Origin of the sequence: Nitrosomonas sp., assembly GCA_031316255.1 — a bacterium.
Taxonomy (GTDB): Bacteria; Pseudomonadota; Gammaproteobacteria; order Burkholderiales; family Nitrosomonadaceae; genus Nitrosomonas.
Genome location: JALDQW010000001.1, coordinates 1224406 through 1238742 on the forward strand (window position 1 = coordinate 1224406; position 14337 = coordinate 1238742).

Annotated in this window: 9 protein-coding genes; 6 read left to right on the plus strand and 3 right to left on the minus strand. The window is 42.9% G+C overall.

What is annotated here, in order from left to right; genetic code table 11:
• Positions 1-509 precede the first annotated feature (509 nt).
• Positions 510-1856: a SulP family inorganic anion transporter gene (locus MRK00_05595; protein ID MDR4516848.1), complete on the minus strand. Its 1347-nt coding sequence runs from the start codon at positions 1854-1856 to the stop codon at positions 510-512.
• 460 nt (positions 1857-2316) lie between these two features.
• Between MRK00_05595 and MRK00_05600 the strand changes: the two genes are divergently transcribed.
• Complete coding sequence (locus tag MRK00_05600; GenBank protein MDR4516849.1) at positions 2317-3030, plus strand: Crp/Fnr family transcriptional regulator; 714 nt, start codon at positions 2317-2319, stop codon at positions 3028-3030.
• A 71-nt stretch (positions 3031-3101) separates the two neighbouring features.
• Here the strand turns inward: MRK00_05600 and speE are convergent, their stop codons facing one another.
• Entirely contained in the window at positions 3102-4301 is a 1200-nt protein-coding gene (gene speE, locus MRK00_05605; GenBank protein ID MDR4516850.1) for a polyamine aminopropyltransferase, read from the minus strand.
• Between the two features lie 408 nt (positions 4302-4709).
• A complete protein-coding gene (glgA, locus tag MRK00_05610) occupies positions 4710-6194 on the minus strand; it encodes a glycogen synthase GlgA (GenBank protein MDR4516851.1) in 1485 nt (494 codons plus the stop codon).
• A 127-nt stretch (positions 6195-6321) separates the two neighbouring features.
• Here glgA and MRK00_05615 point away from each other — a divergent pair, with 127 nt between their 5' ends.
• The 5 genes from MRK00_05615 to MRK00_05635 all read left to right on the plus strand — a co-directional run bounded on the left by MRK00_05615 (position 6322) and on the right by MRK00_05635 (position 14300).
• Entirely contained in the window at positions 6322-7323 is a 1002-nt protein-coding gene (locus MRK00_05615; GenBank protein MDR4516852.1) for a zinc-dependent alcohol dehydrogenase family protein, read from the plus strand.
• Positions 7324-7329: 6 nt separating this feature from the next.
• Positions 7330-8286 carry an L-threonine 3-dehydrogenase gene (locus tag MRK00_05620; GenBank protein ID MDR4516853.1) on the plus strand — a complete coding sequence of 319 codons (957 nt, stop codon included), beginning with the start codon at positions 7330-7332 and terminating at the stop codon, positions 8284-8286.
• 33 nt (positions 8287-8319) lie between these two features.
• Positions 8320-9597 (plus strand): aminotransferase class I/II-fold pyridoxal phosphate-dependent enzyme, encoded by a 1278-nt coding sequence (locus MRK00_05625; protein MDR4516854.1) that lies wholly within the window; start codon positions 8320-8322, stop codon positions 9595-9597.
• A 175-nt stretch (positions 9598-9772) separates the two neighbouring features.
• The gene (locus MRK00_05630) at positions 9773-10243 is read left to right on the plus strand and encodes a bacterioferritin (protein MDR4516855.1); all 471 of its coding nucleotides are present in this window, start codon (positions 9773-9775) and stop codon (positions 10241-10243) included.
• 709 nt (positions 10244-10952) lie between these two features.
• Entirely contained in the window at positions 10953-14300 is a 3348-nt protein-coding gene (locus MRK00_05635) for a hypothetical protein (protein ID MDR4516856.1), read from the plus strand.
• Positions 14301-14337 lie beyond the last annotated feature (37 nt).

Genomic DNA, 14337 nt, shown 5'->3' on the forward strand with positions numbered 1-14337 from the left:
CGATCGCCCAGAGAATTCCGACGGAATTTGTACCACAATCTACAGCAATCAATACTTTGGTTTTAGTCAGGTTAAGGAAAATCATGGTCAAAAGAAAATCGAAAAACCTCTAGAATGCTCATCCTACTTGCCTTGATTCCAGGCCCAGGACGTGCATCTACTATAAAACAGAAAATAGGTTCTTCCACATAATGTACTGACAGGCCTTAAACCGAGATGATATGCACCGGCACCCTTGTATGTTACTAATGCTATTCCGAAACAACGCCCTAAGTATCATTCCCATGGCTTTGCACTTTAATCTCCAATGCAAAATCATTCTGATCAATGGTATAAGCGCGCGAAACACACACTACTCCAATCAAAAATTACAGATTTATTGCTTCAGAGTATGGACGAGATTCTGGTGGAAGTTGATTCAGACAACTTAGATGAAAAAGCCCAAGTGCGACATTAGCAAGAACTTAATTCCTAAACTTTAGAAATAATTAGCGCCGTTAATCCAGTTGTCAATCCACTCCACCCTTACCTGCAAAGCGCTCCAGATACTTTTTTATTATGACCTTGCTCGTAACATTATGCGCTTTATTGAGCACGACATAATTGATCATGCCATGCAACGCAATGGCAATCAGCAGGCCTTCAAAAATACCGAGCCTATACACCAGCAACGCGCAGATGGTCGCCAGCATCAGTTCATATCGCCCATGATGCGCCACATGAAACAGGCCGGCAATCATTTTCCATCCGGTAAATATCATCACCGCAGCCAGAGAGAATTTCGGCATAAATTCCAGAAAATCCGTATTCAGTACAAAAAACAGGATAACGCAACCAATAATGAGAACAGAGAATTTCGTATATGCCCCCGCCAGTTTGTTGGTGGTGCTTTTGGCAATGCCATCGAGATTTGTCATACCGTTAAAAAAACTCGCGCCCATATTGGCAATCCAGATCGCAAGCAGACTGTTATTCGTGTTGCACTTGCGTTTCAATGGGTCAATTTTCTCAATCGCCGCGTTACTCATCACCTGTTCAATCACATCGATGACTGCAAGCGTGGCGGCAAAACCGATCACATACACCCAGGTTATCGCGCTATCAAATTTAGGCAACGGCAAAGACAGCGTCAACGGAATATCATCGACGTGCAGCATTGGCATAGCAACAAAATAGGAGACAATGATGCTGGCCGTAATCAGTACGAAATAGGGAATCGCGGGCTGTGTATTCTGAAATTTGGAAAACAGATAAAGAAAAACGCCAAAACCAGTCAACGATATCAAGACCATTTGAATCCGCGTCGAATTCCAGAAAATTTCTGTTTCCATCGCTTCAGGAATTTCATAGGTCATCGCAAAAAAATTAATGGCGATTTTAAGCCCCACACCCGCCAACAAACCTTCCACCAGATAGCTTGGCACCGCAATCAAAATATATTTTTGCAGGTTAAATTTCCAGATGACCGCCTGCATCGAAGCCGTCAGAAAAATGACAAACGCCATATTTTCCATGCCAAAACTGGCTACACCCAGTGCAAGCACCGGTGCGAGACCTGCAGCAACACCAGGTGCACCGATATAATTACCGGGTCGTATCCATGCATTGATCCAGCCGACAAAACAGGCAAAAACGACCGTAGCCAGTGCAACCTTAATCGGGTAATCCGACATTATGGCAATGCCGACGGAAAGCGGAATTGCCATTGCACCGGTAATTATTCCAGCCTGAACATCACGGGCGACATGCTTTACCTGGAATGCGGCAGACCCCGTGATATCTGAAGAAACATGTTCAGTATGTTTTTGGCCTTTTTTCTCGGGTGACGACTGAGTTTTGGGGTCGTGCGCGTTCATATCTCTGGAATCTCCCATCTATGAAAAAACAAACTTTTTTCAACAGACAATCGGCGTTCACCATAAAACGAGCACTAAAAATCTGAAATTTGCATTTTTCATATGCAATACTGCATTTAAAGCCGTTTTTTATAGCGGAATGTCAATACATAACACCACCACGCTTCAGCTTTGTTCAGTGTATGATTACTGTTTATTCCATGTCGCATTAAGGTGTATTGACGTAACTCAAATATTTTTAGATTATTTTGTGTATGCTCCGCCTTTTCGTTCTATTTTGCCTTGTGCCGCATTGTGCGGTTCGAAATACTGAACAGGTTCTTAATGGAATGATTTAAGAGTATAAATGACTGTCAGTAAAATTCGGCTCTGGTAATAAAATGTCATAACACTTATTATGTTAATCTCTATATTGCAAGACCAAAGGATTAAAACACCCAATCGGGAGGGCTAAAAACAGATGGCAACTATTTCCGTAGAACGTGCATGTGCAATGCTTTCAACTATCAAGGAATTTCAAGCACTATCTCCCTCCGATCTGACAGAAATTGCCAATGACTGCCACTGGGACCGATACCATGAAGGTAAAGAAATCATACATTTTCATGATAAGTCAAACAGTGTTTTTTTTATCGCGCAAGGTGAAATTCGTGTGACGTATCATTCCCTGTCAGGGCACGAAGTCATTTTATGCGATTTGTCCGCAGGTGAAATGTTTGGCGAGCTCTCAGCAATCGATGGAGAGTACCGCTCAGCAACCGTTCTGGCAAAAACAAGCACATTACTGGCATCGATGACGGCTGCCGATTTTATGAAAATTATCTATTCAAACCGTACTGTCGCCGGAACCATCCTAAAACGTCTGGTTAGCGAAGTCCGCAGACTGACCGATCGTGTGTATGACTTCAGTACCCTTGCAGTCAGTAACCGAATACAAACCGAATTATTGCGCATCGCCAAAAAACATATGACAGGGCCTAACACAGCAGTTATTTCTCCTGCACCCACCCATTTTGATCTCGCCAGCCTGGTCGGCACGCATCGCGAAGCTGTGACCCGCGAGCTTAGTAGTTTGGCTAAAAAAAAGGTTGTAATACGCAAAGGACAAGACTTGCATATTCTCGATATTGAAAAACTGACTGATATGGTCAATATGGTACGCGGCGGTATCTAAATATATGGATTTATTCCTGGAGAAGCTCCGGATTATGGTTCGTCTGACAAATGCGTTATCAATTTCCCTTTTTATTTTTCAACCAGATCGCGCACAAAATTTGGCAGCGCAAAAACGCCCTGGTGAGTATCGCCATTGTAAAACTGCAATTGCTGTAGATTACGCGCTTTAATGCGCCGGTCAATCTCTTCAGGCGAAAATGCTTTTGGATCAAGTTGTTCGGAACATACGGCCAAGGCCCACTGTGCGCCATAGAGTGGTATGTACATGGTATAGGGCCGCATAATATTGAAAACACCGTGCAGGCGTTGTGCGAGTTCAGCAACGCGCTCGGGTTGCGCCGTCGGCGAGCCGATATGAAGTGTCAGCAAACCCTCCGGATTCAGTGCCTGACGGCATTGCTGGAAGAATTCCACTGAGTAAAGCGCTGCGGCCGGTCCCACCGGATCATTAAGATCCAGTGCAATCAGGTCGAATTTATTCTGGGTTTCACGCACAAATTTCATGCCGTCATCCACAATCACCTGCAATCGGGGATTGTCAAACACGCCGTTATGTACCGCTTGAAAATGTTCCTTGGCTATCCTGACAACTTCTTCATCAATTTCGACCATGGTCACCCGCTCAACCGACGGATGTTTCAACGCCTCTTCGGATGAACCGCCATCACCGCCACCAATGATGAGTACATTTCTTGGCGCATCGTGAACTGTCAATGCGGGGTGAATCAGATTTTCATGATAAACAAACTCTTCCCGCTCGGAAGTCATATTGTAATCGTCCAGACGGAAAATCTTTCCATATTGCGGGGTATCGTAAATCGAAAGCTTCTGGTATTTGGTTCGCCATTCTCCGATTTGCCGACTGGCCTTGACATAGAAACCGATTGAATCATTCAGCGGTTCGACAAGCAGATGCTCGCCGCGCGCTATTTCATGTTTGGCAATTTCTTCCGGCTGAAAATATGCAACGATTGCATCAAACAATTTATGCGCCTTAATGCTGTTGTCAGCACTATAGTTGCATACATAAACATCCAGCGTTAATCCGTTATTTTCAGGCCAGGTATGGATTGCAACATGTGACTCGGCAAGAACAACTGTTCCCGTAAATCCCGAATCATCAAACTGCTTGAATGTGGTATCCATCACCGTCAAGCCGGAATTCCGCACCAAATCGATGCATTTTTCTTTAAAACCGGTGCCATCGAGCAGGCGTTGCGGGTCGCAAAGGCAACCGCTCAAATCACCAATTAGATGCAAACCGTTCATGGCCGTATCTCCAGATACGCTGTCAGGTACGGTTTAAAATGGATTATAGGATATAAAGTGTTGTCGCTGTCTGGCAGCGGAATAGTGGAATCTTCGTTTTCGTTCAATTCGTGCAAAACCCAACATGGGCACCTCATCTACACATTACAGCAAGGCGCCTGGTTAAGAATTCGGCCTCGACCGAGCGTATGCATTCTGAAACTCACCGGCATAAATTATTATTTTGATGAGATTCACGCAAAAGCGGAATTTTACTTGGAAGTTGCACGAAATGGAATACTTAGCGTTCATTTATGTTGAAGGTTTGTCATCATCCTCGCGAAACCTGGGCAAGACATCACTGCACGTTTATTTAAAAACGATTTTAAACTATATAGAATTAGCTTGATCATTCAATGCGCTTGCAGATTAAATCTTCTCTTCATCTGACCGCATAGATTGGTAAAGATTGAGATATTCCTGGGCGCTTTTGCTCCAAGTAAAATCAGCTTTCATGCCATTTTTTGCAAGTTTTTTCCATATTCCTGATTTTAGATAGACTTTTTGCGCCTGGCCAATTGCTTCACTTAAAGCCGTTACTGTCGGCTGATTAAACACGAATCCCGTAGCGGTGTTGTTTGCAATCGCCTCCCCGGTTGCATCAATCACCGTATCGGCCAGTCCGCCGACATTGTGAACGATCGGGACTGTGCCATAACGCAGGCTGTAGAGCTGATTCAATCCGCACGGCTCAAACCTTGACGGCATCAAGAAGGCATCAACCCCGGCCTCAATCTGATGTGCAATTTTTTCATAGTAACCAATGTGGACACCGATTTGTTTTGGGTTTTTTCCAGCCAGATCAATCAGCGCTTCCTCAAAACCTTTGCCGCCCGAACCCAAAAGGCAAAATTGCACCGGTTTTTCGTCTATGCTTTTCAGGAATTCAATAATCAGATCAATGCCCTTTTGCTCCACCAGTCGACCGACAAATCCGAGCAAGAATATATCTTCCTTGACAGGCAACTTAAACAGTTTTTGCAGGGCTGATTTATTGGCTTTTTTCCTGGCCAGTGTCCTGCTCGTGTAATTCTGACTGATCAACTTGTCCGTTTGTGGATTCCAGATGATATCGTCAATGCCATTCACGATGCCTGATAAAACAGATTTCCGGTGTTGCAGTAATCCCTCTAGCCCATAACCCATTTCCGGAGTTTGTATTTCCCTGGCATATTGCGCACTCACGGTGTTGATGCGATCGGCAAATACCAAACCGCCTTTGATAAACGAAAGCTGGCCATGGAATTCCAAAGCTTCCGGAGACCATAATGCCGCCGGCAAACCCAGTGCATCAAAGGTGCTTTGTGGAAACAAACCCTGATAGGCAAGATTATGAATGGTAAACAAACTCGGCGGAGCATCCGGTATTTGTTTTAATAATGGCGGAACCAGAGCGGTTTGCCAGTCGTTGCAATGCACCACGTCCGGTTTCCAGTCCAGTTGTACCCAATCCAGCGCGATACGCTGAATGACCTTGCTGAATAACGCAAACCGCTCTGCATTATCGGGCCACGGTTTTCCATCACGGTCAACATAGGGGTTTCCCTTGCGCGCAAAGGCGGACGCATGCTCGACAAGCAAAACTTTTACCGTACTATCGCCCAGACATGTGGAATGCAATGTGACTTTGCCCGCTATACCGGGAAAATACATTTCCGCCAGCGTCTCCATAAATGGCTGCTTTTCCAGAATATCGCCATATGCGGGCAGCACGACACGGATATCGCAGCCCAGATTTTGCAAAACTACCGGCAACGCGCCCGCAACATCGGCAAGCCCGCCGGTTTTAATCAGCGGATGCGCTTCGCTGGTTGCGAACAGAACCTTCAGATTATTCTGCTTTGAAGTGATCATCCTGGAAAAAACAAAAAAGACTCAACTCATGACATAATGATGTATAAATCGCATTATACATTGATTAATAAGGGTTCCTTTGCGTAATTACTGCAACGTACAAGGAAAAAATAGAAAAGGACTGATGATGAAAGCAATTTATTTTGAAAAAAGCGGATCATCGGATGTATTGCAATACGGTGATATCGATGCACCCACCCAGTGTGACGACAAACAGGTGCTGGTACGCACCAAGGCGGCCGGCATCAACCCGATCGATTGCAAAATCCGCGCCGCCCCGGATCGTTTTCCCGTATCCTTCCCAATAATACCGGGATGCGATGGCGCGGGGATTGTTGAGGCTGTTGGCAAAGCCGTGCAAACCTTCAAACCCGGTGACGAAGTCTATTTTTCCCAGCCCGGCTTCAATCAGCGCCAAGGCACTTACGCCGACTATGTGCTTGTGGATGCAAGCCTGCTGGCAAAAAAACCGCAGGCTTTATCGTTTGAACAGGCTGCCGCCGCGCCGCTGGTGTTGATCACCGCATGGGAAGCATTGCATGACCGCGCACGCATTTCTTCCGGCCAGACCGTTTTGATTCATGCCGGAGTGGGTGGTGTCGGCCATGTGGCGATTCAACTGGCCAAACTTGCAGGCGCCAAAGTCATCACCACAGTCAGCAATGTCGAAAAATCAGCCTTTGCAAAACAGTTAGGAGCAGATGAAACAATTTTGTACAAATCACAGCATGTGGTTGACGAAGTCATGAGTTGGACCGGCGGCAAAGGGGTTGACATTGCATTCGATACCGTGGGACCGTGCGTACTGCAGAATTGTTTCAACAGTGTTAAAAACTACGGCGATGTGGTAACGATTTTGCAGCCCGCCGCTGACACCAACTGGAGCGATGCACGCGTCCGCAATATACGGTTCGGTTTTGAGCTGATGCTGACGCCGGTCATTCTGGAAATCGACAGCGCAAAACACCATCAGGGTGAAATTCTGACGCGCTGCGCAGCGTTGATTGATGACGGCAAACTGAAAATAGAAGTGGCCAGGACATTCGATCTGGCGGAAGCAGCGGCTGCGCAGGATTTTCTTGAACAACAGCATCCAGCTGGCAAAGTAGTCCTGAACATGGGTCAATAGCTACCCATGAAGCGTATTCTTGTAACCGGTGCAACCGGACAGATCGGCTCCGAACTGGTCCCCGCACTCCGTAGCCGCTACGGCAATGCACATGTCGTGGCTGCCGGCCATAACAAAACCCCTCAACAAGGCGTTGTGGAAGAAGGACCGTATATCACGCTGGATGTGACTCAAATTGAAGCCATCTCGGCGGTAGTCCGTGACTATCAAATCGACACGATTTTTCACCTTGCCGCACTGTTATCGGCTGTTTCAGAAAATAACCCGCAACTGGCCTGGAAGGTCAATATGGGCGGTCTATACAATATACTGGAAGTCAGCCGGGAAAATAATTGTGCGGTGTTTTTTCCGAGCTCAATCGGTGCATTCGGCCCGAATACGCCACGCGACAATACACCGCAGGATACGCTGCAACGTCCGAACACCCTATATGGCGTCTGCAAGGTGTCGGGTGAATTGTTGTGCGATTATTATCATACCCGTTATGGTGTCGATACCCGCGGGGTTCGCTATCCGGGTTTGATTTCGTACGAAACTTTACCGGGTGGCGGCACCACCGATTACGCTGTTGAAATTTTTTACGACGCTGTTGCAAGCAAACCTTATGAGTGCTTTTTAAAACCGGGCACTTATCTGGACATGATGTATATGCCCGATGCCGTACGGGCTGCGATTGAACTGATGGAAACCGATGCAAACAGTTTAATACACCGTAATGCGTTCAACATCACCGCCATGAGTTTTGCCCCCGAAGAACTGGCAGCAAGTATTCAGACATTGATTCCGGATTTTTCAATACGCTATACCGTTGATCCTGTCCGGCAAGCCATCGCGGATTCCTGGCCGCGTCATATGGATGACCATGTAGCACGGGAAGAATGGGACTGGAAACCACAGTATAATCTTGAACACATGACGCGGGATATGATCGCGCGTCTATCAAAAAAACTGGAGCACCGTTAGCGTCAAATTGCGCCACAACTGCAGGGAGTTAACATGTCGCTGGATAAATTGAACGCCTATTGCGCGGAAAAAGTGCAGATCATCAAGGAAAAAGGCGCACAAAAAAGCACTGAGAACATTATTAACCGCATCGTCTTGCCCGACTGGGTCAAAAAAGGCCTTTTGCCGGATGCGCAACTAGACCAGGCGTTTGGGCCGCGTTATTTTCTTGCCGGTGATGAAAACCCCTATCTGTTGATGAATTCCAATTCATATCTGGGGTTGTCCTTACACCCGGAAGTAATGACAGCGGAAGAAAAGGGCATGCAGAACTACGGCGCCGGTCCGGGCGCGGTGCGTTTTATATCCGGCACCTACGCGCCGCATATCGAATTGGAAAAACGCCTCGCAGCATTTCATCGACGCGAGTCCGCCATGATTTACAGCGCAGCCTATGCGGCAATCATGGGTGTGCTGCCGCCGTTGATCGATGACAATACGCTGGTGATCAGCGATCAGCTTAATCACAACAGCATTATCAATGCAATCCGTTTGTCCCGTCCCGCTGCAAAAGAAATTTACCCGCACCTGGACATGACCGAACTCGAGCGGATTCTCGGCAACTATGCCGCAGGAAATCGCAATGGAAATAACGCCCAAATCAGGCGCGTGCTGGTGGTGACCGATGGTATCTTCAGCATGCGCGGCGACCATGCCCCGCTGAATGAAATCGTTGCAATTTGCCGCAGCCATGAACACCATTTTTCCGAAGGCGTCATCACTATTGCCGATGACTCACATGGCATCGGCGCGTTTGGCGCGACGGGGCGCGGAACCGAGGAATTTACCAATTGCACGGTCGACATTTTAATCGCCACACTCGGAAAAGCACTGGGTGTCAACGGGGGGTATGTCGCCGCCAGCGCGCCTGTGATTGAATACCTGCGTGAAACTTCACCCTTTTACATCTATTCAAATCCGATCACGCCATCCGAAGCGCAGGCAGCGACGCAATCGCTGAACATCCTGGAAAGCGACGCAGGACGCAAGCGACTGCAAAAACTTCGCACGTTGGCATCCCGTTTTGAATCCGGGTTGAGTTCACTTGGCTTTGAAACCATCCCCGGCGAACATCCTGTCACACCGCTTGTCGTCCGTGATACCCCAAAAACAACGCAACTGATCCAACATTTGTTTAAAAACCAGATACTGGCCACCGGTCTTAATTATCCGGTCGTACCTCAGGGAGACGAGGAAATCCGCTTCCAAATCAACGCCAATCATACAACACGGGATATTGATTATGTGCTTGAAGTTCTGGAAAAATTTTAAGTCCACTTCTTAAAAGCCGGATTTTGTTACAATACGTCGTAGTTCACAAAAAATATTTCCTTTCATATCAAACTTATGCTGCATCGATATTTTTTGTTCTCGCCTCGTCTTGCTTAAAACGCTGAATTTCCAGAGGCGTCCTTAATTTATGACCACGCGATAAAGGAGAAGCCAAATGAACGAAGATTTTGATAGACCAGCCGTACTCAACTGCCTGAACAAAATCCTTGAAATGGAATTGGCCGGCGTTGTGCGTTATACGCATTATGCGTTTATGATCTATGGCTACAACCGCATTCCAATTGTTTCCTGGTTACAGGCGCAAGCCAATGAATCCCTCATGCATGCCCGCGAAGCCGGTGAAATGATCACCCATCTGGGAGAACATCCGCCTTTAACAATCGGGCCCTTGCTGGAAACCCATCAACATGACGTCGGCAACATATTACGGGAATCACTGGAACACGAGCGGGAAGCGCTTGCACACTACAAAACCCTGTTGTCATTGGTCGAAGGCAAATTTGTAATGATGGAAGAATACGCCCGCCGGTTAATCGCCGCAGAAGAAATGCATCAGGGCGAGGTAGACAAAATGCTTCGGCGGCCAGGGGATGTTGCTGCTTTTTCGGAAGCCAAAACAGTTTAGCTAAATTCTAACTGGCAAAACAGGAGAATCGGAAACACGCTCAACGAACCTGTTCTGATTCTTCACTCGCCATTTCCGGTATTTCGGCAGTGGTTATTTGTTGATACATTTCACCTGTCCAAGTCGCCTTATAGGGAAGTGTATTCTGTACATGACTGGCTTGGTTTAAAAATGGAATTGCGGACTTGTTTTTATTGGTTAGGACCCGGACTTAGTTTTTTTATAGGTTGAATGCGGGGTACATATACTTTGCGCGTGTTGTATTGCAAGATCTGACCCCCGTATTTTTCAAGATCTGACCCCCGTATTTTTCTTCATACCATTCAATACTTAATTGATGGCCTGAGGCTAATTAAGAGGTGCGGCGTTGTTCTACTATTGAAACTCCATTAATTAATTGCTTGGTGTAGAAACGTGGACATATGCGATATATGGGTATGACATAAAAATAATTTTGTATCAAAACTACAAAATATTGCTCAATATGGTTAGGCTACAGCAGAATAATTTTCCACCAGTGCAAATTAACTATCCCTAAATATTCCAGGTGCAATTACAACAAAATCTTCACAGATATTTATTTTGAATAGGTCAAAATGTAAAAAAGTCTAAATTTCATTGACAGGATAACAACAAAAGTTATTTTACTTTAAGGAGAGAGAACCCTTTAATAGACAAAGAACAATATATTTTATATTGTGACTCAATAGTGAAAATTAAAACCTGGTTTACAAATAAAAAGGATGTATTAATTTCTTTGGCAAAAAGACATTATTACAAGCTGATTGATTTTGTAGGATCTGCAAAGTCTTTCTTCATAAGTAAAAAGAAGATTCTATCTGACTTTTTTGTAAAGCAGACAAATCCCTATCTCTCATCTTATATAAAACGAGAGAAGAAGCGTGTATCAAAATCATCCGGAATTTTGGATAAATTTAAACTGGATGATATCTATCAACCTTCAATCAAATCATTTTCAGTCATTCTCTTAGGCTTCGTTCTAATTTTTATATTGGCACACTGGTCACAAAGTTTAATAGACTTACTAGGAGCCTATATTAATAGGCATTACCCATTTGAAACCCCAGCATTCCCAACTATAAAAAACGAAGACAATCAAAATCTAATTGCAGCACTTGCGGGTATTGGTGTAATTGTTTTTGCTCTTACCATCTTTATTGCGGAAAGCTTTCGAGACGGTTCGACTGACAAAGGAAGAGTTCTTCTCAAAGAAAGTAACATCTGGCCTCTAACTGTTTCAGTAGTCCTTTCCTTCTTGTTATTTTTGTGGGGAAATAATAATATTATTATTTATATACCAATTATCTTGGTCGCACTGTTCTCGCTGTTATCACTTGCACGAGTTATTGGTACACTTCTAAATAGAGTCGAGTTTGTTAAAAAGCGTAGGACTCTTTTAAAAGAACTCATGCAGAGAAGTATTGATTTGGCAATTGAATCAAGGTTGGCAGACAATATTTTTCTTTCCAAACTTGATGAGCAAGAAATCCTTATCCAATTTCATTTGTTTTCGATTGACAGAACGTCAGATTTAATCTGTTTAAAGTCTAAAAAATTTGGCAGGATTAAAGATATTAACTTACTGAAATTAGAGGATTTCTCAAAATTACTTAATAAAGAAGCTGTCAAAAATGGTTTTTCTTATGAGGAAGTGCAAGAAAAGTCTATCCCCAAGATTTCAGTTGATGGTTCAGTGAATGAATCAAGTAAAATCAAGTTACAACAAAACACCAAACGATACATACTCAAAAAATATAATGATCTTATTGACGAAGAGCATTGTACTTTGATCTGCTATGACAGAAATCTAATTGGAAGCAATGAAGAGGTGCGAGCAGAACTAGAGAGAATTTTTGAGCAAATTTTTAGTATTGAGAAGACAGATTCATTTGCAGAAGAAGTTAGGTTAGAACTGCAAAACTTAAGAGATGATTTCGCGGCAGCAATAAAGTCTGAAGCTTCAGGTAAAGTAGATGAGCATTCAAAGACCTATATAGCTTTGGCTGAAGGGTTTTTGGAACAGATTATTAAATATGGTGGTGGCTATGACCACGACCAAGCAGTAAAGGAGCGGACTTCTCTCTTTTCTGGATGGGAACAGGTTCGTTGGTTATCAACTGATCTGGTTGATTTATTAGAACTCGCAATAAAATCAAATAATAAAAGTATTATTGGAACAGTCGCATTTATTCCAATAGGAATTGCCCGTAGAGCTATAGAAAAACATGATCATTATACTTTTCAAGAATTCATTAGAATTGTTGAATCATTATATCTATATTCAACCAGAGTCGAGAACGAGAATATAAAGCAGTTCTTAGTTGATAGAAGCTGGAGATATATTAAGGAGTTATGTGATTATTATCTTGAATCTTCACTTAAAAAAGAGACTCTCACCATCGAAGAAATAAAATCTTATGAGGGTTTCTCTATACATTTAATCTTTATTTTTCAGAATCTACTTAAAATGTCATTTGATAACAATGATATTGAGTCATTTGAAAAGTTTAAACTCAAGGTAAGTACACTTTTTGAGCACTCGCATTTTTTTAGAAATTACAGTGATGTTAGACGATGGGATTATGAAATAAAAAACAAAAAAATTACTGAAGAAGAAAGGATATCGATTGAAGAAAAGCGTAACGTAGCAATTGCGAGAGAAGTGTTGTGGAAAAATATTGAGTCCAGAAGAAAGCAAATGTTGTTTGGGATCGCTACGTTTGTCTTTGATCAATTTCAAAAATCCAAAGAGGATGAACTACTTTCTAAGTTCTTCAATAGTATTAACAGTACTGTACCTAATGACTTGATTGAGCTAACAAGACTTTTCCAAGAATGTCATTCGTTTGAAGTTGAAGATTTTTGGAATTGGAATTGGTGGGAAACAAGACCAGATGAAGGGGTTCATAGCATTCAAGTCCTCGAGAAGCTTGAAAAGTTTTATGCAGTAAAATCTTTAATGTTATTAACAAAAAAGAGTGAAGAAGAAATCAAAAGAATGGTATTGCCAACTTCGAGAGATTTTGTATTTTTAGTAGAAGGCTCGAGGGATCTTATGGTTATTTTAAAAAATATTGAAGAACATCCAGAGGATTGGCAGTTTGTACTAAATCAAAATGCCAATACAAAAGTAACAGCATTTAGAGCTTTATTATTACAGGCTAAAGACGCTCAAGAAGAGATAGAAAGAAAAATTAAAATAGAAACAGCTCCATCCAGTAAAATAATTTCTAATTTTGAAAATGACGTTGTAAAAGCATATTATGAGAATGAACAGACGCTCACATTATTTAAACATTTAAAGAGATTTAGAGATTTAAGCGAAACAGGAATCAATGAGAAAGGCAAAAGTAGATTTGGAATTAATACAGTAGATGATAAAGCCGCCTTTTTTGAAGATTGGTATGTTAGCTATGGAAAGTGGGGTGAAAACTATGGTCGAAATATTGCTACAGGAGCTGATTCAAGTGTATTAAACAAGATAGCAGAAAAAGCTGAAACAATTAATATTGATATGCTTGATTCACATTTGGAAAAATTTGATGACCTGAGTGAAGTTGTAATAGTTAGTACAAATATCATGACGGTATATCTTTTTGAAAAAAATCAAAAAATATTACCAAATTGGCACAAAGACGCACCTAAACTGGGTGTTAAAGGCTTTTATGGATGGTATCGACTAAACGACAAGCTAGTGCCTATTTTTGAAATACGCCATAATACCCAAAATAACTATTTGTTTATAATAAATAAAAATAAATTTGGAACATATGTCCAGCAAAGTCCATTAAACAAAGATGAAGATATTGGGAAAATTAAAGATGTTTTTTATTTTGATATTAATGCGTTTTCAGAAGATCAAGATTTACTTGATGAGTTTCTTGATAAACCACCAAAATGGCTTAGTGAAATCGGTGATAGATCTGAACAGCGACAACATCTTTTACAAAGAATACTGATAACAATCTTCATTAGATTTGATATAGATTGGGATGAGGATTGTAAAATATTTAAAATTATAACCCCCGATTTATGATAAAGGGAGTATTAGAAATTCTGTGTCATTCCTTTAG

What these genes read in the sequence shown, in the direction of transcription:
- MRK00_05595 (MDR4516848.1), bottom strand. Translation starts at nt 1,856, where the DNA reads ATGAACGCGCACGACCCCAAAACTCAGTCGTCACCCGAGAAAAAAGGC.
- MRK00_05600 (MDR4516849.1), top strand. Translation starts at nt 2,317, where the DNA reads ATGGCAACTATTTCCGTAGAACGTGCATGTGCAATGCTTTCAACTATC.
- speE (MDR4516850.1), bottom strand. Translation starts at nt 4,301, where the DNA reads ATGAACGGTTTGCATCTAATTGGTGATTTGAGCGGTTGCCTTTGCGAC.
- glgA (MDR4516851.1), bottom strand. Translation starts at nt 6,194, where the DNA reads ATGATCACTTCAAAGCAGAATAATCTGAAGGTTCTGTTCGCAACCAGC.
- MRK00_05615 (MDR4516852.1), top strand. Translation starts at nt 6,322, where the DNA reads ATGAAAGCAATTTATTTTGAAAAAAGCGGATCATCGGATGTATTGCAA.
- MRK00_05620 (MDR4516853.1), top strand. Translation starts at nt 7,330, where the DNA reads ATGAAGCGTATTCTTGTAACCGGTGCAACCGGACAGATCGGCTCCGAA.
- MRK00_05625 (MDR4516854.1), top strand. Translation starts at nt 8,320, where the DNA reads ATGTCGCTGGATAAATTGAACGCCTATTGCGCGGAAAAAGTGCAGATC.
- MRK00_05630 (MDR4516855.1), top strand. Translation starts at nt 9,773, where the DNA reads ATGAACGAAGATTTTGATAGACCAGCCGTACTCAACTGCCTGAACAAA.